At 50.0% G+C, this 21,905-nt stretch carries 18 protein-coding genes and 1 riboswitch; of the genes, 15 read left to right on the plus strand and 3 right to left on the minus strand.

Annotated elements, in window-relative coordinates:
• Positions 1–59: 59 nt before the first annotated feature.
• Positions 60–2,615 (minus strand): winged helix-turn-helix domain-containing protein, encoded by a 2,556-nt coding sequence (locus LAJLEIBI_RS00990; protein WP_006444422.1) that lies wholly within the window; start codon positions 2,613–2,615, stop codon positions 60–62.
• A gap of 336 nt (positions 2,616–2,951) precedes the next feature.
• Between LAJLEIBI_RS00990 and LAJLEIBI_RS00995 the strand changes: the two genes are divergently transcribed.
• Entirely contained in the window at positions 2,952–4,952 is a 2,001-nt protein-coding gene (locus LAJLEIBI_RS00995) for an alkyl/aryl-sulfatase (RefSeq protein ID WP_040435795.1), read from the plus strand.
• 158 nt (positions 4,953–5,110) lie between these two features.
• On the plus strand, positions 5,111–6,508 hold the full coding sequence (locus LAJLEIBI_RS01000; RefSeq protein ID WP_006444419.1) for an aminopeptidase: 1,398 nt from the start codon (positions 5,111–5,113) through the stop codon (positions 6,506–6,508).
• A 76-nt stretch (positions 6,509–6,584) separates the two neighbouring features.
• Here LAJLEIBI_RS01000 and LAJLEIBI_RS01005 read toward each other — a convergent pair whose 3' ends face one another.
• Both LAJLEIBI_RS01005 and LAJLEIBI_RS01010 read right to left on the minus strand, forming a co-directional pair.
• On the minus strand, positions 6,585–7,976 hold the full coding sequence (locus tag LAJLEIBI_RS01005) for a Na+/H+ antiporter NhaC family protein (RefSeq protein WP_205689580.1): 1,392 nt from the start codon (positions 7,974–7,976) through the stop codon (positions 6,585–6,587).
• 46 nt (positions 7,977–8,022) lie between these two features.
• Positions 8,023–9,192 (minus strand): alanine dehydrogenase, encoded by a 1,170-nt coding sequence (locus tag LAJLEIBI_RS01010; RefSeq protein WP_006444417.1) that lies wholly within the window; start codon positions 9,190–9,192, stop codon positions 8,023–8,025.
• 282 nt (positions 9,193–9,474) lie between these two features.
• Between LAJLEIBI_RS01010 and ppdK the strand changes: the two genes are divergently transcribed.
• The 13 genes from ppdK (at position 9,475) to LAJLEIBI_RS01070 (ending at position 21,818) form a co-directional block, all read left to right on the plus strand.
• Positions 9,475–12,105: a pyruvate, phosphate dikinase gene (ppdK, locus tag LAJLEIBI_RS01015; RefSeq protein WP_040435794.1), complete on the plus strand. Its 2,631-nt coding sequence runs from the start codon at positions 9,475–9,477 to the stop codon at positions 12,103–12,105.
• A 720-nt stretch (positions 12,106–12,825) separates the two neighbouring features.
• On the plus strand, positions 12,826–12,960 hold the full coding sequence (locus tag LAJLEIBI_RS18645) for a hypothetical protein (protein WP_279232023.1): 135 nt from the start codon (positions 12,826–12,828) through the stop codon (positions 12,958–12,960).
• Between the two features lie 190 nt (positions 12,961–13,150).
• Positions 13,151–13,879, plus strand: coding sequence for a phosphatase PAP2 family protein (locus tag LAJLEIBI_RS01020; RefSeq protein WP_006444414.1), 729 nt, complete (start codon positions 13,151–13,153; stop codon positions 13,877–13,879).
• Positions 13,863–14,897, plus strand: coding sequence for a lysylphosphatidylglycerol synthase transmembrane domain-containing protein (locus LAJLEIBI_RS01025; RefSeq protein ID WP_006444413.1), 1,035 nt, complete (start codon positions 13,863–13,865; stop codon positions 14,895–14,897). Before LAJLEIBI_RS01020 ends, LAJLEIBI_RS01025 begins: the two co-directional genes overlap by 17 nt.
• Before the next feature lie 21 nt (positions 14,898–14,918).
• Positions 14,919–15,587 carry a CDP-alcohol phosphatidyltransferase family protein gene (locus LAJLEIBI_RS01030; protein ID WP_006444412.1) on the plus strand — a complete coding sequence of 223 codons (669 nt, stop codon included), beginning with the start codon at positions 14,919–14,921 and terminating at the stop codon, positions 15,585–15,587.
• 13 nt (positions 15,588–15,600) lie between these two features.
• Positions 15,601–16,482 carry a phosphatidylserine decarboxylase gene (locus LAJLEIBI_RS01035; RefSeq protein WP_006444411.1) on the plus strand — a complete coding sequence of 294 codons (882 nt, stop codon included), beginning with the start codon at positions 15,601–15,603 and terminating at the stop codon, positions 16,480–16,482.
• Positions 16,483–16,540: 58 nt separating this feature from the next.
• A riboswitch (TPP riboswitch) is annotated at positions 16,541–16,648 on the plus strand.
• A 322-nt stretch (positions 16,649–16,970) separates the two neighbouring features.
• On the plus strand, positions 16,971–17,168 hold the full coding sequence (gene thiS / locus LAJLEIBI_RS01040) for a sulfur carrier protein ThiS (protein ID WP_006444410.1): 198 nt from the start codon (positions 16,971–16,973) through the stop codon (positions 17,166–17,168).
• Positions 17,169–17,171: 3 nt separating this feature from the next.
• On the plus strand, positions 17,172–17,804 hold the full coding sequence (thiF, locus tag LAJLEIBI_RS01045; RefSeq protein ID WP_006444409.1) for a sulfur carrier protein ThiS adenylyltransferase ThiF: 633 nt from the start codon (positions 17,172–17,174) through the stop codon (positions 17,802–17,804).
• A gap of 9 nt (positions 17,805–17,813) precedes the next feature.
• Entirely contained in the window at positions 17,814–18,596 is a 783-nt protein-coding gene (locus tag LAJLEIBI_RS01050; protein WP_006444408.1) for a thiazole synthase, read from the plus strand.
• Between the two features lie 16 nt (positions 18,597–18,612).
• Entirely contained in the window at positions 18,613–19,830 is a 1,218-nt protein-coding gene (gene thiH / locus LAJLEIBI_RS01055) for a 2-iminoacetate synthase ThiH (RefSeq protein WP_006444407.1), read from the plus strand.
• Positions 19,831–19,844: 14 nt separating this feature from the next.
• A complete protein-coding gene (locus LAJLEIBI_RS01060) occupies positions 19,845–20,429 on the plus strand; it encodes a thiamine phosphate synthase (RefSeq protein WP_006444406.1) in 585 nt (194 codons plus the stop codon).
• Positions 20,430–20,508: 79 nt separating this feature from the next.
• The gene (cysK, locus tag LAJLEIBI_RS01065; protein ID WP_006444405.1) at positions 20,509–21,435 is read left to right on the plus strand and encodes a cysteine synthase A; all 927 of its coding nucleotides are present in this window, start codon (positions 20,509–20,511) and stop codon (positions 21,433–21,435) included.
• A gap of 29 nt (positions 21,436–21,464) precedes the next feature.
• Positions 21,465–21,818 carry an arsenate reductase family protein gene (locus LAJLEIBI_RS01070; protein ID WP_083790650.1) on the plus strand — a complete coding sequence of 118 codons (354 nt, stop codon included), beginning with the start codon at positions 21,465–21,467 and terminating at the stop codon, positions 21,816–21,818.
• Positions 21,819–21,905: the final 87 nt, after the last annotated feature.

The raw sequence follows: 21,905 nt of genomic DNA on the forward strand, positions 1-21,905 counted from the left end.
ATCAGGCAGACAATACAGGCTGCAGTCTTTTATATAAGGACTGCAGCCTGTATTATTTTTCAGTCTATGAATCCGAGTTCTCTCGCCTTAAGCACCGCGTCAAGAGCGTTATTTACCCCCAGTTTGTGATAGGCGATAGAAGTGTGGGATTTGATCGTAGGTATTGCAAGCCCTGTAATGTCGGAGATTTCTGCATTCTTATATCCCTGTGACAGAAGGGAGAGCATCAGTGTCTGTTGTTTTGACAGCTTTACCGGGCGTCTGCTGTCTAACTGCGCGGCAATGCCTTTGTGGCACTTGGACATGGCGTGTGCCGCCAGAAGGACTTCACTCATAAACTGCCTTTTAAGCGGTCCGCGGTAGTCTTCCTTTTCCATAAGGGCAGCAGCTTTCTTAAGGATCGGTAGTACGGCGGCCCCTTCGTCGGCGATGATCCTTATAAATTCATAGGGCTGCATATCTTCGAGCACCGCAAGCAGGGTACGGGCGGCTTCTTTTTTATTTCCTTCGATCCAGTCGAGGACAGAAAGCAGAACACCTGCCTCCGCCGCGTCCAGCGGACGGTTCAGATTTTCACCATATTCTCTCAAAAGGAGCAGATATCTTCTCGCCTCTGCAAATTCACCGAGCGTTATGTAGGCGCGCGCCGTCGTAAAATGCTGAAAGGCCCGGAACAATTCCACATGCTCCATGTCAACGACAAAATAATTGTCAAGCCATTCTCTGGCAGCAGCCGCATTTCCATCCAGAAGAGCCAGCTTTGCCGTGTATGCTTTTAAATTAGGCACAAAAAACTGCGCCTCCGTTGCCACAAGATTGGAGAGGCCGGTTAAAACAGTGTCTGCCTCTTTCATGTTTCCAGTCTGCCATAAGATGCTGTGCTGCAGAACGATCACGCAGATACGCCCCTCTGTCTTGTTTTTGTCTGACAGACAGTCCAGTGTCGTCCTGAGCATCCGGGCCGCCTCCTCCATACGGTTCTGTTCGTAGAGAAAGCAGGTGCGTATGCCTGGCTTGATATAGACCCATTCTGCGCCCAGAAGAGGCGCGAAGGTATGGTCGATATCATCCAGAACATCCGGAGGCAGGGCAAGATCCGAATAATCAAAATTACTGCGGTGCATGTAGGGCAGATTGTGGGTAAACGACGCGATAGAAGTTGCAAGTCCCTCAGGCGTATATTTTTTTACAAAGCGGCCGAACATGGAGAACTGCTTGATTTTTTTGTGTATCGTTGTCCGGTAATCCACACTGAAAGCGAGCATGGAAAACTCTACGAAAGTAGAGCCGGTCTTTGCGATCTTTGGAAGATGAAGCATAATAGCATCCATATGCTCCGCAAATTCCCGGTGCCTGCTGGTGAGATAATAATACCAGGCGCTCAGGACGTGCAGAACAGGAGATTCTCTGTATGCATGTCTTGGAAAGTCTTTTTCAAAAAACGGGCGGAGAAATTCAGCATAGTCAGCCACAGATCCCCGGTGATTCTCAAATAAGAACAAGTAAAGATATGTGTCTATATTCTTAAAATCTCCGCTGTCCAGAGAAAATTTCAGAGCTCTCGTATAATCACTGTGATCCCGGTAATAAAGCGCGGCGGTTTTATAAAGTCCTCCCACATCTACACGTTCCTGTACAAGCCGTTCCCGTAGAAAATCCTGAAACAGATGGTGGTAACGGTAGGTATTCCCGTGAAGAAGGCTCAAAAAGGAGTTGGTGCGGCTTAAGTGTTCCATGACAGATGCAGCGTCCTCCCGGCCCGACAATACATTTGCCAGTTCCGGGTCAAACTCGTCCACCACCGCAGTGGCAAGACAGAAGTCTCGAAGGTCCTGCTCCCAGTTGTCCCAGAGCTGCGTCTTGAAATAGCGGGCAAAGTCATATCCTTCCCCTTCGTCCTGAAGCTGTCCTGATTTGGCCATGGCATTGATCCCGATCGCCCAGCCGTCCGTGGCCAGATAGACAAAATTGGCTTCTTCTGCCGTGAGAGTACGTCCCAGGCTCTCAAAATACCGCAGGATCTCAGCCTCTGTGAACCGAAGCTGCCTGGAAGTGATGATCTGTGACTGCGGATCTCTGACAAGCGTAGAGAATTCATCCGGAATGATATGCCGGGAGAGAATAAGAGTAACAAAACTAAAAGGCAGGCGTTTTATAACAGCAGGCAGTGATTTGATGATCTCTGCGTTGGTAATAAGATGCAGATCGTCCAGGACGAGCGCAAATGCCTCCTCCTGTGGTTCCATCTCGGCGATGAGCTGGATCGTATGCTCCACAGGGGAGGCAGAAAAATCCGGGTCCACCAGCACCGCGCGCATGGCATTGTTATCCGGCTGCAGGGAATAAAGCCCGGTTGCCAGCTGCTTGTAAAATACGGACGGGGCATTGTCATAGGAGTCGAGCCCGATCCAGATCGTCCTGCGTTCACACGAATTGAGCCAGAGAAGCGAAGAGACGGTCTTACCGCTTCCGGCCTGGGCTCCGACATAGATAAAGCGGAACTGTGCGGCGTGCATATATTTTTTTAAAAGCGCCTGTCTGGGGGCGCACACCTCCGGCAGCAGATTAGGGGTGAATTTATCGTTTAGAAATACGGGCGTTTCCTGTCCTGTCATGCTGGACTTCCTCCTGGATGTATTGACGCTTCGGTACACTGCGTTTTGCATACAGTATATCATATTTTACACCTTGAGGATACTTTTTCTAATACTGTATGAGGTATTTTGGCCTGATTAGGGGAGAAATCAGGCGACCGGGCGGAAGACGGAGCGTTTGCCTCAGCGGGTCTGTGTAAAAAAGCTGTACAAATCTAATACCGTATAATATCGTATCTGTATTTTAAATAGTACAATTAATAGATTAAATATCGAGTTCAAACTGATCCGCGTTAGTTCCGGCGCGGCGCAGAACTGTCCGGGTCTATGTTGGACGGGAAAGAAGGAGGTCAAGTTATGAAATACAAGAAAATCTGGTCCTGCATATTGACGACAGCCTGCGTGGTAAGTCTGGCAGCATGCGCAGCAGCGCCGGGCAATGAAGGAAACGGCGGTAAGGACGGAGGATCATCCAAAAAGGCAAAAAAAGCGACCGGCATGACAAAGAAAAATAACGAGGAAGTGTACGATCTTCTGGACTTTGATGATAAACAGGAGATGGAATTCGCGAAAAAGAACCTGCTCGCGGCACCTTCAGAGCTGGAGATCAAAGACGAAAACGGCAAGACGGTATGGAGCCAGAAGGCATATTCCTTCCTGGAAGACAGGGAGGCGCCGGATACCGTAAACCCGAGTCTGTGGCGCAGCACCCAGATGAACCATCTCTATGGTCTCTTTGAAGTGACGGACGGCATCTACCAGGTCCGGGGATATGATATGACGAACATTACATTTATACAGGGGGAGACAGGCTGGATCGTTTTTGATCCTCTGATCAGTACAGAGTGTTCCAAGGCTGCACTGGAGCTTGTGAACGAAGAACTGGGAGAGCGTCCTGTTGTGGGCATCGTGATGAGCCATCCTCATGTGGACCACTATGGAGGCATCAAAGGAATTATCTCTGAGGAAGAAGTGGCTGAGAGACGCATACCGGTCATTGCTCCGGAAGGATTTGAAGAACATGCGGTCAGTGAAAATGTATATGCCGGCAATGCTATGGGCAGGCGGGCCGGATACCAGTACGGAACGATGCTTGAAAGCAGTGAGACGGGGGCGATGGCGATCGGGATCGGGATGGGACAGTCCACAGGAACCATATCTTATATCCCGCCCAATGATATTATAAAAGCGACCGGAGACAGACGGACCATAGACGGTGTAGAGATGGAATTCCAGATGACGCCCGGGACAGAGGCGCCGGCGGAGATGAATACATGGTTTCCGCAGAAAAAAGCGCTCTGGATGGCAGAGAACTGCACGGGCACCCTGCACAATCTATACACACTGCGCGGAGCACAGGTGCGGGACGGAAATGCATGGGCAGAATACATTATGGAGGCGGTCACCCTGTACGGGGAGGAAGCAGATGTCGTATTTCAGGCGCACAACTGGCCCCACTGGGGAAACGGCGTGATCAGAAACTATATGAAAGATACGGCGGCCATGTATAAGTTTATCAATGACCAGACATTGATGTACATCAATGAAGGGTATACATCCGATGAGATCGCCAACATGATAACACTTCCGGAACGTCTGGAAAAAAACTGGTATACCCGCCAGTATTACGGAACGGTAGCGCACAATTCCAAGGCCGTATACCAGCGTTATATGGGCTGGTATGACGCAAATCCGGTGAATCTGAACAGGCTGGCGCCCACAGACCGGGCAAAAAAGTATATGGAATATCTTGGCGATGCCGATGCGGTGCTTCAAAAGGCAGAGGAAGATTATGAAAAGGGGGAGTATCAGTGGGTGGCAGAGATCACCAACATGATCGTATTTGCCGAGCCGGATAATGAAAGAGCGCGCAGCCTCTGCGCGGATGCCCTGGAACAGCTCGGCTATCAGGCAGAATCCGGGACGTGGCGGAATGCCTACCTTTCCGGAGCAAAGGAACTCAGGGAGGGGACCGAGGCTGATCCGGATATAAAGGCCAACGTAAGCCCTGACCTCATGAAGTCCATGACACCGGAGATGATGCTGGATTATCTCGGTATTCTGCTGGATGCCAACAAGGCGCAGGATGTGAACCTCAGGATCAATCTGAACTTTACAGATGAGGATCCTTACCTTCTCACGGTGGAGTCGGGCGTAGTCTTGTACCAGAAAAATGCCGGGGCTTTAGATGCAGACGCGACTCTTACACTGCCGCGGCTTGGAATGTTTGCGATACTCAATGACGATAAGGAGCAGCAGAAGAGCGTGATCCGGGTGGAAGGAGACCCGGAGGTGCTGGAGAAGCTGACAGAGCATATGGTGAAGTTCGATTTCTTCTTCCACATTATCGAGCCATAATTTAAAAGAACTGCAGTATTCTAAAAAAGTATAGAATTGCCGGAGACGGAGATGCTATAATATGGTATTGTATTAGACAGCAGTCGAATACGTTAACATATTGTGCGCCGGCATTGCAGTATTTATGTTAAGGCAGCAAGGGAAAGGAGTGTTTTACAATGGAAAAGGACAATACATGGAAGACATACAGCGCGGAGGAATGCGTAGAACTGGAACAGATCAACCGGTCCTACAAAAGCTGTCTGGATGAGGGGAAAACGGAGCGTGAATGCGTGAAGCTGGCGGTAAAGATGCTCAGAGAACACGGCTACCGGGATCTGAAAGAATTTATAGACGGGCAGAAAACACTGGGCGCGGGAGATAAAGTTTACGCCGTATGCATGGGAAAGAGCATCGCGGCTTTTCATATTGGTACGGAGCCGCTGGAAAAAGGAATGAATATTCTCGGCGCCCACATCGATTCTCCGCGGATCGACGTAAAACAGAATCCGTTATATGAAAATGAAGAGCTGTCTTATCTGGATACCCACTATTACGGCGGCATCAAGAAGTATCAGTGGGTAACGCTTCCGCTTGCGCTTCACGGCGTTGTGGCCAAGACGGACGGTTCTCTCGTTGAGATCCATATCGGTGATAAAGAAGAAGACCCGGTATTCGCGGTGACAGACCTGCTCGTGCACCTGGCGTCCAAGCAGATGGAAAAGAAGGCGAACGCCGTCATCGAGGGGGAGAAGCTGGACCTTCTCTTTGCGAGCCGCCCGCTCAGCAGTGACGGCAGCCTGGAAAAAGAAGAAAAAGATGCGGTGAAGGCAAATGTGCTTCGCATACTGGAAACGACCTATGGTATATCCGAAGAAGATTTTGTCTCCGCAGAGCTGGAGATCGTTCCGGCGGGAAATGCAAGGGACTGCGGTATCGACCGGAGCATGATCATGGCATATGGCCAGGACGACCGCGTATGCGCCTTTACTTCCCTGTTTGCGCTGCTTGATGTGGACAAAGTAGAGAAGACGGCGTGCTGTATACTCGTTGATAAGGAAGAGATCGGAAGCGTAGGCGCGACAGGCATGCACTCCAGATTTTTTGAAAATGTTGTGGCGGAGATGACCGCGCTGACCGGCGGATCTTCCGATCTGAGAGTAAGACGCGCGCTTCAGAACTCGAAAATGCTGTCGTCAGATGTAAGCGCGGCATTTGACCCGATGTTTGCAGAGACATTTGAAAAGAGAAGCTCTGCGTTCTTCGGAAAAGGCCTTGTATTCAACAAATTTACCGGAAGCAGGGGAAAAAGCGGTTCCAACGATGCGAATGCGGAATATCTGGCGGAGATCCGCAGGGCAATGGACCGGAAACATGTTGCGTACCAGTTTGCGGAACTCGGCAAAGTGGACGCCGGAGGCGGCGGAACGATCGCGTATATTATGGCAAATTACGGGATGGAAGTGATAGACAGCGGCGTGGCGGTACTGTGTATGCACGCACCGTGGGAGATCACGAGCAAGGCGGATGTATATGAAGCTTATAAAGGGTATAAAGCATTTATAGAAGAAATGTAGGAACGTCAAATATGAGAAGCGCCCGGACTGCTGAAAGACTGCAGTCCGGGCGCTTTGTTATTTGATCTGTAAACTTCTACACAAACACAAATCCTACGATCAGATAAGCAATGAGTGCAAGACCGCCGCACACGAGTGCGTATGGCAGCTGTGTCTTCACATGGTCGATGTGGTCGGCCGCTGCTCCGGTGGACGAAAGTACCGTCGTATCAGACAGAGGAGAACAGTGGTCGCCGAACACTCCGCCGCCTGCAACGGCAGCAAAGCTTGCGATCACGAGCAGTGTGAGCGTGCCGTCTGTAAAGCTGAACGCCAGCGGAAGCGCTATAGGCATACAGATCGCAAAAGTTCCCCAGGAGGAGCCGGTCGCAAATGCCATGACAGCGGACACGAGGAAGATGATAGCCGGCAGCATGTGCGGGGTAAGCAGGTCCTCCGTCAGGGAGATGATATAATTTGCCGTACCCATCTGTGAGCTCAGCGCGTTGACCGAATAGGCGAGAGCCAGCAGCATGACTGCAGGCAGCGCGCCTTTTACGCCGTCTGTCAGAGTATTCATGACTTCCTTAAATGGAATGCCCTGTATCATCATGCTCACGGTCATAAAGAGAACGACCATCAAAAAGGCTTCCATCGTCTTTGCAGAACTGAAGGCTATGTAGGTGCCGATCGCGATGCTGATGATCATGAGAACCGGGAAAATGAAGTTCAGGAACACCCGCGGCTTCAGACCCGGATACGCCTGCATCTCTGTGAGTTCTTTTCCGATAAGCGGCGTCGCGCCGTCGCGGATCACTTTACCTTCTTCAACCGCACGCTTTTCAGCCTTTTTCATCGGTCCGAAATCTTTGATGATGCCGGAAGCGATCACACCGACAAAGATCACCGCGAATATCGGATAGAAGTTAAAAGGTATTGCCTTTAAGAAGAGTGCGGACGCATCTTTTTCATCCACAATACATCCGACGCCGACGGCAAGCCCCATGAGGTAAGCGGCCCATCCTGTGATCGGCATGAGCACACTGACAGGTGCAGACGTGGAGTCTGCGATGTAGGCAAGTTTTTCACGGGATACTTTGGCCTTGTCCGTTATGCTTCTCATTACAGAGCCGACAAAGAGCGGGCTGAATGAATCACTGAAATAGATAAAGATCCCGAGCACCCACGCCATCAGCTGTGCGCCCCTGCGGCTTAAATTGCGGTCGTGCACTTTCTGGGAAAATCCCTGGATCGCGCCCGTCTTCTGGAAATAGGCTACGAGAATACCGATAAAAGTGTTCAAGAGCATTACCCACGAAAAGCTTGTAGTTCCGAGACTTTCTTTTAAAAGTGTCGGGAATCCGAAGACACCCTGGCCTGCCAGCAGCGTTCCGGTGATACACGCGATGGCAAGTGATATAACTGTGTTTCTCGTTGCGAAAGACAATACGATAGCAAGTATTGCCGGTATGATTGAAATAAATCCCATTGTTTCCATATAGAATTAAAATCCCCCTTCTCTTTAGTTCCTTCTATTACGTTAACTTTATAAAATTATCCGACCGGCTGACTGTGGCAGGCGGCGCAAAGTCCAGTTCTCTGCCGGCGATTCCCAGGATTTCCTCCGGACGTATCCACGGGCGGTTCTGCAGCGCGCTCGTCTCCTCGTGTGTCAGATACCCTTTATAGGTGGTCAGGCTTCTTCTGAGATAGCCGTCTCTTGCGCAGGCCTCTGCCACGCCGTTATTCAGTATGCTGCGGAAATGCGGCAGTACGGATGCGGCGTAGGCTACAGAAGTAGAGTTGGCGATCGCTCCCGGGATGTTGCTCACGCAGTAGTGGACAACACCTTCCTCCACATAACGCGGATTCTCATGCGTCGTCTCATGGAAGGTCTCGAGCGCGCCCTGTTCGTCATTGCTGATATCAACGATGACAGATCCCGGTTCCATCGAGCGTACCATTTCCCTCGTGATAAGATACTCCGTGCTGCCCTTCGGCCATTTTACACAGTTGAGCACCATATCCACAGAAGGCAGAAGCGCTTTGATATTTTCACGGCTTGAGATGACCGTATCAATACTCTGCCTGTATTCGTTCTGGAGGCGGCGCAGCGTTCCGATGCTGATGTCCGCCACGGTCACCCAGGCGCCGAGCGCGTGCAGTACGCTGAGGGCAGCCTGCCCAACTGTTCCCCCGCCTAAGATAAGTACCTTCATGCCAAGCGCGCCGCCAAGGCCGCTGACAAACTTACCTTTGCCTCCGTTGATCGTGAGCATGGATTCCAGTCCCATAAGGGCGCCCTGTTTGCCGGCGGCCTCGCAGTTGGGAGACCCGAACCGATGTGAGTCCTCCGCGGTGAACGCGATGACCTTCTTCTTAAGCAGCGCCTGCACCTCCTCCGGATGTGCGGCCGGATGGATACATGTAAAGACGATCTGGTTTTCCCGGAGAAGTCCGTATTCGGAAGGTTCAAACTCTTTTACTTTGGCGATAAAGTCACAGCTTTTATAGATCTCCTCTGCGGTATCTGTCAGGACAGCCCCTTCAACGGCATATTTTTCATCCGGAAAGCCCGCTTTCGCTCCGGCGCCTTTCTGGACATAGACCCGGTGACCGTCCGCGGCCAGTCCTGCCACTTCCACAGGAGTAGCGATGACCCGGTTCTCACCCGTCTTGATATCTTTTAATATTCCTACGTTCATATCCTTTTCCTCTCAATTTCTCTGTTAAATGCTGCAGGCCTCTGCCTGTCTTTTACGTTTTATGCAAATTATGCAGAAATGCTTTTATATTATACATGATTTATTCTCTTGCTGCAACAAAAAGTGACATGATAAATGCCGTTTCCGGCAATTGTGAATGGGAGTGCCAAAGGCCCCTGTTTTTTTGATTTCTTAGGGTTTAAGGGGTTGACGAACCCTGTCAAAAACAGTACAATATTATGTGCGACTTAGAAAGTAAAATTAGTTTAGGAGGTCATGAAAATGGCAAAATGGGTTTATATGTTTACAGAAGGTAACGCGACCATGAGGAACCTTCTGGGTGGAAAAGGCTCTAATCTTGCTGAGATGACAAATTTAGGTCTTCCAGTGCCACAGGGCTTTACGATCACAACAGAAGCTTGTACCCAGTACTATGAGGACGGGGAAAAGATCAATGACGAAATCATGGCACAGATCATGGAATCCATCACGAAGATGGAAGAGATTACAGGCAAGAAATTCGGAGACAAAGAGAATCCGCTTCTCGTATCAGTACGTTCAGGAGCAAGAGCTTCCATGCCAGGTATGATGGACACGATCCTCAACCTTGGTCTTAACGAAGAAGTTGTTGAAGTACTGGCTAATAAATCAGGAAACCCGCGTTGGGCATGGGACTGCTACAGAAGATTCATCCAGATGTACTCTGACGTAGTTATGGAAGTTGGTAAGAAATACTTTGAAGAGCTTATCGACAAGATGAAAGAGGAAAAAGGCGTTACTCAGGACGTTGACCTCACAGCAGAAGATTTACAGGTGCTTGCTGAGCAGTTCAAAGATGAATACAAAGAAAAAATCGGACAGGACTTCCCGACAGACCCGAAGGAGCAGCTGATGGGAGCCATCAAAGCTGTATTCCGTTCATGGGACAACCCAAGAGCCAACGTATACCGTCGTGACAACGATATCCCTTACTCATGGGGAACAGCTGTCAACGTACAGATGATGGCTTTCGGTAACATGGGTGATACATCAGGAACAGGTGTTGCATTTACACGTGATCCGGCTACAGGCGAGAAGAAGCTCATGGGCGAGTTCCTTATGAACGCACAGGGCGAGGACGTTGTTGCCGGTGTACGTACACCTCAGAAGATCGACCAGTTACAGGAAGTTATGCCGGAAGTATACGACCAGTTCGTTGGAATCTGCCATAAGCTTGAAGACCACTATAGAGATATGCAGGACATGGAGTTCACTATCGAAGATAAGAAACTCTACATGCTGCAGACACGTAACGGTAAGAGGACAGCTCAGGCTGCTCTGAAGATCGCCTGCGACCTTGTTGACGAAGGCATGATCACAGAAGAAAAAGCCGTTGCCATGATCGACCCGAGAAACTTAGATACATTACTTCATCCTCAGTTTGACGCTGCTGCGATCAAGGCTGCGACACCGATCGGCAAAGCACTCGGCGCGTCTCCAGGAGCTGCATGCGGTAAAGTTGTATTTACAGCCGACGATGCGAAGAACTGGGCTGCAAGAGGAGAGAAAGTGATCCTTGTCCGCCTTGAGACATCTCCGGAAGATATTGAAGGTATGAAGGCTGCGCAGGGTATCCTGACAGTCCGCGGCGGTATGACATCACACGCAGCCGTTGTTGCGCGTGGAATGGGTACATGCTGTGTATCCGGATGCGGCGATATCGCTATGGATGAGGCAAACAAGAAATTTACACTGGCAGGAAAAGAGTTCCACGAAGGAGATGCGCTCTCCCTTGACGGTTCTACAGGTAACATCTACGATGGCCTGATTCCTACAGTTGACGCTACGATCGCAGGTGAATTCGGAAGGATCATGGGATGGGCTGACAAGTACAGAACAATGAAGGTTCGTACCAATGCCGACACACCTGGAGATGCAAGAAAAGCACGCGAGCTCGGAGCAGAAGGTATCGGACTGTGCCGTACAGAGCATATGTTCTTTGAAGGCGACAGGATCGATGCATTCCGTGAGATGATCTGTTCCGACACAGTAGAAGAAAGAGAAGCAGCGCTTGAGAAGATCCTTCCGGTACAGCAGGGAGACTTTGAAGGACTGTTTGAAGCACTGGAAGGAAATCCGGTCACGATCCGTTTCTTAGACCCGCCGCTTCATGAGTTCGTTCCGACAGAGGAAGAAGACATCAAGAAACTTGCGGACGCTCAGGGCAAAACAGTAGATCAGATCAAGACGATCATCGATTCTCTCCATGAGTTCAACCCGATGATGGGACACCGTGGATGCCGTCTTGCAGTTACCTATCCGGAGATTGCAAAGATGCAGACAAAAGCGGTTATCCGCGCAGCGATCAATGTACAGAAAGCACACGCTGACTGGAGCGTTTGCCCGGAGATCATGATTCCGCTGATCGGCGATATCAAAGAATTCAAATATGTTAAGAAGATCGTTGTTGAGACAGCAGACGCAGAAATCGCTGCAGCAGGAAGCGACCTCAAGTACGAAGTTGGTACGATGATCGAGATTCCTAGAGCTTGCCTGACAGCAGACGATATTGCAAAAGAAGCTGACTTCTTCTGCTTCGGTACAAACGACCTGACACAGATGACATTCGGATTCTCACGTGATGATGCAGGTAAGTTCCTCGATGCATATTATGACGCTAAGATCTTTGAGAACGATCCGTTTGCCAAACTGGATCAGACAGGCGTCGGCCAGCTTATGGAAATGGCTATTGCCAAAGGAAGACCGGCAAATGATAAACTTCATGTCGGTATCTGCGGCGAGCACGGCGGAGACCCATCTTCTGTAGAATTCTGCAACAAGTTAGGCCTCAACTATGTATCCTGCTCACCATTCCGTGTGCCGATCGCAAGATTAGCGGCAGCACAGGCAGCTATCACAGCCAAGAATGCATAGTCAATAGAATAAGAATCATATTGAAAGCCGTCAGTTCTTTTTATTAAGGAGCTGGCGGCTTTTTTGTGGCAAAAATAATTAACTGTTCATTCTGTAATAATGGTATAATTGAGTAGATATCATTCAGAATTATGAAGGGGAGGGCTGTCTGGGTAATAAGTATTAAGACAGAGGCATAACGTATATGGGTTGATAGATGAGAGAAGTGCTGTATATGAGATTCCGAGTCTGTAGTGCGAATGTGAAGTGAACATAAAATTCCCGGGAGATTCGCACCAAAAAAGTTGCACAAAACAATCAGGCGTATTAGACTATAAGATAAATATGATTATATATCTAAAGAAATTCGTAGTATAGTACAAAAAGCTTTGTCTTTTTGTGCTGGAATTTAGATATATTTGCGTCGTTCCCCTTGTGGGAACGTGGATTGAAACGACATAGGGTACGTCCATAGTGATAAATATTACTCGTTCCCCTTGTGGGAACGTGGATTGAAACATCAAACCAGCCGTTGAAGATATGATACAGCCGCAGTCGTTCCCCTTGTGGGAACGTGGATTGAAACAACTCCGAACACTTCTACGCGAACCACTTTTTCGTCGTTCCCCTTGTGGGAACGTGGATTGAAACGTGTTTTTGAATATGGAGGAGATCACCACTCTTTGTCGTTCCCCTTGTGGGAACGAGGATTTAAAACTTTTAGCAGTCAACCACGCGTTAATGAATGACTGTTGTTCTCCTTGTGGGTGTCTGCTTCTCATTGTAGATGAAGATTCACGGCCTCCGGTGACAGTGACAGGCAAGGCGGAGGAGCAGATGATCCGTTATGAGGATCTACAGAAAATGGAGGGATAACAGGACATATGATAAGTGTATGTGCTCTCCATCCGTAAGGGTGGAGAGCTTTTTTCTACCAGCATTTTGGGAGGCTGTTTTATAAAAAATAAAGAAATTATTAGGATTTCCTAAAGAAGCGGGAATAAAGAGTGCAATTTTTCAGAAGTCTGCTATAATGTTCAGTAGGCTGTGATAAAGGAGAAATGGAATGGGAACCAGATGCAGAATAAAAAATCCAATACTGCCTAAATATGCCATATTTCCGCTGCTTGCCTGTGTGACGGTAAACTTTATGGCATACAACGGGACAGAAGTGCTGACCAGGTCGTGGAAACACTATGACCTGACACTTCCTTTTGACGGGATGGTTCCTGTCATACCGTGGTTTGTGGTGATTTATCTGGGCTGTTATCTGTTCTGGATTGCCAACTATATTCTGATAGCAAGGCAGGGAAAAGAGCACTGTTACCGCTTTGTGACAGCGGATATGATGTCGCGGATCGTCTGTGCGGTCATATTTCTGCTGCTTCCGACGACGAATGTAAGACCAGAGCTGGCCGGTGACGGACTCTGGGTAATGCTGCTTCGGATGATATATGAGATAGACCGTCCGACCAGACTTTTTCCTTCGTTTCACTGTCTGGTGAGCTGGTTTTGCTATATCGGCATACGCGGACAGAAGAATGTTCCGAAAGCATACCGGATGTTTTCCTGTCTGTTTGCGATTTTGATCTGTGTATCGACCCAGGTGACAAAGCAGCATTATATTGTAGATGCGGTCGGAGGGATCCTCGTGGCGGAAGGCACGTACTGGATCGCGTTTCACACAGAGTTATACCGTACTCCAAAGAACTTATTTGACAGACTGTACCGTCTGTGTTTTGAAAGAAGGAGAAGACCTGTAGAAAAGAGGGGGAACTGTGGGGAGCAAGAATAAGAAAATAGCAAATATGGTATTTCTCCTTGTAGTATTTGCGCTGACATTGTACAGTGTGTTTAAAGGCGAGGATCTGCGCGCCGTCCTGCGGGCCATTATCACGGTCAATCCGTGGTATCTGCTTCCTGGGATCGCCGGCGTCATCATCTTTATATGGGGAGAATCCATTATCATACATTACATGTTCGGGACTCTGAAGATACGCACGAAAAGATGGACTTGTTTCCTCTATTCCTGCGTGGGATTTTTTTTCAGTGCGATAACGCCGTCCGCAAGCGGAGGGCAGCCGATGCAGATTTATTACATGCGGAAGAATAAAATTCCGGTTCCGGTCTCGACATTGGTTTTAATGATTGTTACAATAACATATAAGTCGGTGCTTGTCGCGATCGGACTGTTTGTGGCATTTTTCCAAAGAGGTTTTGTGCACCGGTATCTGGAGGGGATCCTTCCAATCTTCTATCTTGGAGTCGCGCTGAATGTACTGTGCTGTATCGCCATGTCCATACTGGCGTTCCACCCGGCGCTGGCAAAGTGGATCATGATGAAATTCCTAAAGATACTGGAACGTATTCACATATTAAAGCACAAGCCGGAACGCACACGGCGTCTGGCGGAGTCCATGGACCAGTACAATGCTACGGCACTGTATCTGCGCACCCACGGAAGAGTGATAGTAAATGTGCTTATCATCACATTTCTGCAGCGCTTTGCCTTGTTCTTTGTCACGTGGTTCGTATACAAGGCATTCGGCCTGAACGGGGCGCATATCTATGATGTAGTCATGCTTCAGGCAGTTGTGTCGGTGTCGGTTGATATGCTGCCGCTGCCGGGAGGAATGGGAATCAGTGAAAATCTGTTCCTGATCATCTTTAAAGGCATATTTACAGCCGGGCTTCTGCTGCCCGGAATGGTTTTAAGCAGGGGGATCGCTTATTATGTACAGCTTCTGCTCAGCGCGGGCATGACTTTGTTCGCTCATCTTACGATCGGGCAGAAAGCGGCAGATAAAATATGAGTAAAGGAAAGAGAGAGTAAAATGATAGGAATCTATAATTATACGGTAGTGCTGACTTATGTGAGTCTTGCATCATCTGTATTCGGAATGACACAGGCAATCCACGGAAGATTTAAGACTGCCATCTTATGTCTGGCCATATCTGGTTTATGTGATATGTTTGACGGTAAGATCGCGCGGACGAAAAAGGACAGAACGGACGATGAGAAGGCATTTGGCATACAGATCGATTCTCTCTGCGACGTCGTCTGTTTCGGCGCGTTCCCGGCGCTGATATGTTACCTGCTCGGTGTGCGAGGCCCCATCGGCATTGCCATTATTATACTGTACTGTATAAACTCAGTGATCCGTCTCGCCTATTTTAATGTGATGGAGGCGAAAAACGCCCTCGTGACGGAAAGCGGAGAGAAGTATTACAGAGGACTGCCGATAACATCCATGGCGATCGTGCTTCCTCTTGTGTTTATGGTTCAGTTTTTTGTGCCGGACTGGGTGTTCCGCATCTGCCTGCACCTTGCGCTTTTGATCGTAGGTATATTGTTTATAGGCAACTTTAAGCTGAGAAAGCCGAAGAACGGCACGCTGGCGGTTCTCGTGGCAGTGGTGGGCGCCGCTGTGCTCATAATGATCATTTTCACGAATTACCGTATCAGCTTCCACACAGGCTGGCCGTGGTTCTGCAGAAGATGAAAGTGAGTATGACATGAAATATATTGACAGAGAAGGCAAAGTTACGTCGGACGACTCTGGCCAGGACAGACTGCTCAGGTGGATGTATACGCACCGCGCCGGGAGAGCTGCCCTAAGACTGCTTGTACGTCCCGGAATTTCAAGGGCCGGAGGATGGCTTCTGGAGAGAAACTGGTCGAGATGTCTCATAAAACCGTTTGTGAAACACAACGATATAGATTTGTCCTGCTTCAGAAAGCAGAAGTTCACATCTTACAATGATTTTTTTACAAGGCAGATAAAATCGGAATTCCGTCCCATGGAAGGCGGTCCTGATACACTTGTCAGCCCGTGCGACGGGAAACTGAGCGTGTATCCTGTCTTACATAACAGAGACGGGGCAGGTGAATTCTGCATTAAGAATACGAAGTATACGGTAGAATCTCTTCTGCGCTCCGCACATCTGGCAAAGCGTTATGAAGGCGGGTATGCCTGTGTATTCCGGCTGACAGTAGACGATTACCACAGATACTGCTATATAGACGACGGAGAAAAATCAGAGAACCGGACCATACCGGGGATCTTCCACACGGTCAATCCTGCGGCGAATGACGTGATCCCGATCTATAAAGAAAATACGAGAGAATATTCCCTGCTCAAGAGCCGGCATTTTAAGACCGTGCTCATGATGGAGGTGGGAGCCCTGATGGTGGGGCGCATCACGAATTATCACGGCGCCTGCAAGGTGAAGCGCGGACAGGAAAAGGGGCGGTTTGAGTTCGGAGGTTCCACGGTCATTCTATTGTTCCAGAAAGGGGCCGCCGACTTGGATAAACGTCTCATCGACAACACGGCAAAAGGCTTTGAGACGATCGTAAAGATGGGAGAGCGGATAGGAGCGGCTCCTGTCTGTTAGTGCGTACATTATCATCCGGTATTGACACAATGCGCCGGATGCCTTATATTTATAGATGTAAATTGAATAGGGGAGCTTATTAGATAGGCTGAGAGGAAGTTGTAAACTTCGACCCATATACCTGATTTGGATAATGCCAACGTAGGAACGTACAGCTAGTTTGTTTACGGGAAATGCTCAGGCATTTCCCGTTTTCCATTTCAAACCATCGAGAGTGGACGAGAGTTCATGAAGGGGTGCACCACCGCGGGTGTATTTCTTTCATGAACTCTTTTTTATTATATAGGCAGGTTCGTAGAACTTTCCTATATAACAAAAAAACCTCCGGGGAATGCACGCAATGTGCAGAGGAAAGCTGCTTCGCAGCCGCACATTGGCGCGCAAAGTGTACAAGTCTCTCATGAGTGAGGGACATGGGCAGGTGAAATGGACTTGTCTACTTTATTTATACGGCAATTATCTGAGGGGGACAGAAAGGAGGCGGTCATATGATGAAGGTCAACGGCAGAGAGCAGGAATATGTTCCGGGTACTTCTGTGGAGCTTCTGCTCAGACAGATGGAGTATCCGGAACAAAAAGTAGCGGTCGAGCGCAACGGGGAGGTCGTTCCCCGGAAACAATATGCACAGACGGTACTTGAAGACGGTGATACGATCGAAGTTGTGAGCTTTGTAGGAGGAGGTTAGTGTATGATCACGGAGGAAGAGATCCAGCGGGCGCTGGCAGAACGCCACTCCCCGGAGGTCCGGAAAAAGCTTGCCGGCGCCCGTGTCGCGGTCGCCGGTCTCGGAGGGCTCGGGTCCAATGTTGCGTTTGCCCTGGCCAGAATCGGGGTGGGGCATCTGCATCTTATTGATTTTGACAAGGTGGATATTACCAACCTGAACCGGCAGCAGTATTTTATCCGGCATATCGGCATGTACAAGACAAGCGCCCTGACGGAAGAGCTTATGGAGATCAACCCATACCTGGAACTTTGCCCGGAATGCGTCAAAGTGACGGAAGAAAATCTATTGTCTCTGTTTGCACAGGATGACATCGTGTGTGAGGCTTTTGACGACCCGGAGGCGAAGGCGGTGCTTGTCAACGGGATCCTGGAACATTATCCGGACAAGTTTCTTGTATGTGCATCGGGAATGGCAGGCTGGGGAGGCAATGACACCATACGGACGCGGAAGGTGACGGAGCGTTTTTATGTGTGCGGCGACGGGGTGAGTGAGCCGTCATACGGCAGGGGGCTGATGGCTCCGCGGGCCGCGCTGTGCGCTGCGCATCAGGCAAATTTGATCACGCAGTATATTATTGAAGGACAGATAGAATAGGAGGAAGTTATGATGGAACATACGACAGAGGATACATTTACACTTGGAGGACATACATTCACGTCACGCTTTATTCTCGGTTCAGGCAAATATTCCCTGGACCTTATCAAAGCAGCGGTGGAGCATGCCGGCGCGCAGATCATCACGCTGGCGCTGCGCCGGGCTGACGAGGGAGGGATGGCCAATATACTCGACTACATACCGGAACATGTCACGCTGCTGCCAAATACTTCAGGTGCGAGAAATGCGGAAGAAGCCGTGCGTATAGCCCGGCTCTCCAGAGAACTGGGCTGCGGTGACTTTGTGAAGGTGGAGGTGATCCGCGATTCCAAATATCTGCTGCCGGACAATTATGAGACAGTGAAGGCGACGGAGATATTGGCCAGAGAAGGATTTGTCGTCATGCCTTATATGTACCCGGATCTGAATGCCGCCAGGGATATGGCCCGGGCGGGGGCGGCCTGTATCATGCCGCTCGGTTCTCCTATCGGTTCCAACAAAGGGATCTGTACAAGAGACTTTATTCAGATCCTCATCGATGAGATAGATCTTCCGGTCATCGTAGACGCGGGGATCGGAAAGCCGTCTCAGGCGTGTGAGGCGATGGAGATGGGGGCTGCCGCCGTGATGGCCAACACGGCGATCGCAACGGCGGGCGATATTCCTTCCATGGCAGGGGCATTTTGCAAAGCGGTCGAGGCGGGAAGAGCTGCATATCTGTCCGGCATGGGCAGGGTCATGGACAGAGGAGCCAGCGCATCTTCTCCGCTTACGGGCTTTCTGCAGGATTAGAAGGAGGCATATTATTGTGGATGAACAAACATGTGTAAATGAGAGTATCTTGAATGACGATATCAGAGAATGGCAGAAAAAGAACCGGATCGATCATATGTCGTATCTGCCGGGGATGGAGGTTCTTAAGTCTGATGTGGAGGCGCAGGTGACGGCTGCCATGAACTCCTATGACTATACAAAGTATACGGCGGACGATGTACGCCGCGCGCTGGGACATGAGAACCGTTCTCCTGAAGACTTTGCGGCGCTTCTGTCCCCGGCGGCGCTTCCGCTTCTGGAGGAGGTGGCACAGTGCGCGAGGACAGAGACAAGGAAGCATTTCGGCAACAGCGTCAATATGTTTACGCCGGTGTATATTGCCAACTACTGTGAGAACTTCTGTATCTACTGCGGCTTCAACTGTCATAACAAGATCAGGCGCGCCATACTGAGCGCCGAAGAGATAGAAAGAGAGATGGAAGCGGTCGCCCGCAGCGGACTGCGGGAGGCGCTCATACTCACCGGGGAGAGCAGAAAACACTCGGATGTGGAATACATCGCAGGAGCCTGCATGACAGCGCGGAAATATTTTAAAGTCGTCGGTCTGGAAGTCTATCCGATGAATTCGGATGAATATGCTTACCTTCATAAATGTGGCGCAGATTATGTGACGGTGTTTCAGGAGACATACAATTCTGATAAATATGAAAGTCTTCATCTGTCCGGGCACAAACGTATCTTCCCGTACCGGCTGAACGCCCAGGAGCGGGCGCTGAGAGGCGGGATGAGAGGCGTCGGCTTTGCGGCGCTGCTCGGCCTGGACGATTTCCGCAAAGATGCATTCGCCACCGGAATGCACGCATATCTGCTCCAGAGAAAGTATCCCCATGCAGAGATCGCATTTTCCTGTCCGCGGCTCAGACCTATTATCAACAATGACAAGATCGATCCGATGGATGTGCACGAACCGCAGCTGCTGCAGACCGTGTGCGCTTACCGTCTGTTCATGCCGTTTGCAAGCATAACGATATCCACGAGAGAATGTGCCCGCGTGCGGGATCATCTCGTCAATATCGCGGCGACGAAAATCTCTGCGGGGGTTAGCACAGCGATAGGGGAGCATGTGGGGGATACGGAGGCAAAAGGAGACGGACAGTTTGAGATCTCAGATATGCGCTCTGTGGAAGAAGTGTACAACGGCCTGTTGGGGCAGAAGCTGCAGCCGGTGATGCAGGATTATGTATATGTATAGTGGGAGGAAGAACGATGCATGATAATATGGAGATGTCCCGGGGTGGCATCATTGCCGTGACAAACCGCCATCTGTGCCGCCGTCCTTATCTGGAGCAGGTGGAACGCATCTGTTTGAGACATCCGCCGGCTCTGATCGTGCGGGAAAAAGATCTGGCGGAAGAGGCGTATGAACGGCTGATCTGTGAAGTGCGGGACATCTGTGACGCATATGATGTGTTCTGTATTCCCCATACGTATATGGAAGCGGCAGAGCGCCTTCGATCATGTGCGGTACATCTGCCGCTTCCGCTTTTCAGATCATGCCGGGACAGGGCGCTTCGGTTCCGGTGGGCCGGCACTTCCGTGCATTCGGTGCAGGAGGCGCTGGAAGCAGAGGCGCTTGGGGCGGCCTATATGACGGCCGGGCATGTGTTTTCTACAGACTGTAAACGGGGAGTCCTGCCCCGCGGGACCGGATTTCTAAAGGGTGTTTGTGAGGCGGTGAATGTGCCGGTGTATGCTATAGGCGGCATGCAGGGGACAGAGACGTGCGTGAGAGAGATGAGTGCTTTCGGAGCGTCCGGCATCTGTGTCATGTCGGAGTGTATGAGATGGTAGGGACTCCTTTTACTTGTAACATAATCATATTTAGTCTATAGTGTATATATAAGAAGTACATTTAGAAAGGACAAAAGAGATGATTTATGACAATGTATTGGAAGCGGTGGGCGACACGCCGCTCATTCGTCTGAACCGTATGACCGGTCCCGGGGATGCGGAGATACTTGTAAAGTTTGAGGCGGTAAATGTAGGCGGTTCGGTCAAGACGAGAACGGCGCTTAATATGATCGAGACGGCGGAGAAAAAAGGTCTGATCCATAAGGATACGGTCATCGTAGAGCCGACGAGCGGCAACCAGGGCATCGGCCTTGCGCTGATCGGCGCAGTGAAAGGATATAAGACGGTTATCATCATGCCGGACTCCGTCAGTGAAGAGAGAAGGAAGCTGGTTCAGAATTATGGCGCCGAAGTCAGGCTCATCCACGATGCGGGCAATATAGGCGACTGTATCGACGAGTGTCTGCGGACGGCGCTTAAGATGGCGGAGGAAGATCCTGACGTGTACGTGCCGCAGCAGTTTGAAAATGAAGCGAACAGCGCGGCCCACCGGGAGCAGACGGGACAGGAGATTCTGAGGCAGGCAGGTAAGCCGATCCACGGATTCTGCTCCGGGATAGGAACCGGCGGCACCATCACCGGCATAGGTGAGGCGCTGAGAGCGGAGAACCCCGATATGGAGATATGGGCCGTTGAGCCGGAAAATGCAGCCATACTGTCCGGCGGGAAGGTGGGAACACATCTTCAGATGGGAATCGGAGACGGCGTCATTCCAGACATACTGAACCAGAAGATCTATGACGATATCGTGATCGTGACAGATGAAGAAGCGCTGAAGACGGCAAAAGAGCTTGCAGGAAAAGAAGGGCTCATGTGCGGCATCAGCAGCGGTACGAATGTGGCGGCGGCAGTGCGCATGGCAAAGAAGCTCGGCAGAGGAAAGACGGTGGTGACCGTGCTGGCCGATACGGCCGAGCGGTATTTTTCCACCCCGTTGTTTCAATAAAATGAAAAGAAAGTAAAAGGAGATAAGACATGGGTGTACTATTTTTAGAATATCCAAAATGAACGACGTGTAAAAAAGCCAGGAAATGGCTTGAGGATAACGGCGCTGCATTTGAGGCCAGACATATCATTGAAGACAATCCCACGGCAGAAGAGCTGGAAGAGTGGCATAAAAGAAGCGGTCTTTTGCTGAAGCGTTTTTTTAACACAAGCGGGATGAAGTATAAAGAACTTGGATTAAAAGACAGACTTCCCGAGATGAGTGAGAAGGAGCAGTATGAGATTCTCGCCACAGATGGAATGCTCGTCAAGCGTCCGCTCCTTATCGGGGCCGATTTTGCGCTGCCGGGCTTTAAAGAGCAGGAGTGGCAGAAGGTATTATAGTCCGCGGGCGCCCGTTATGAACGGACGCACTGTAAAGAATGGAAAACAGCAGTCCCGGAACCAGACCGTTTGACGGATGGTTTCGGG

The organism is [Clostridium] hylemonae DSM 15053, assembly GCF_008281175.1.
Classification (GTDB): domain Bacteria; phylum Bacillota; class Clostridia; order Lachnospirales; family Lachnospiraceae; genus Extibacter; species Extibacter hylemonae.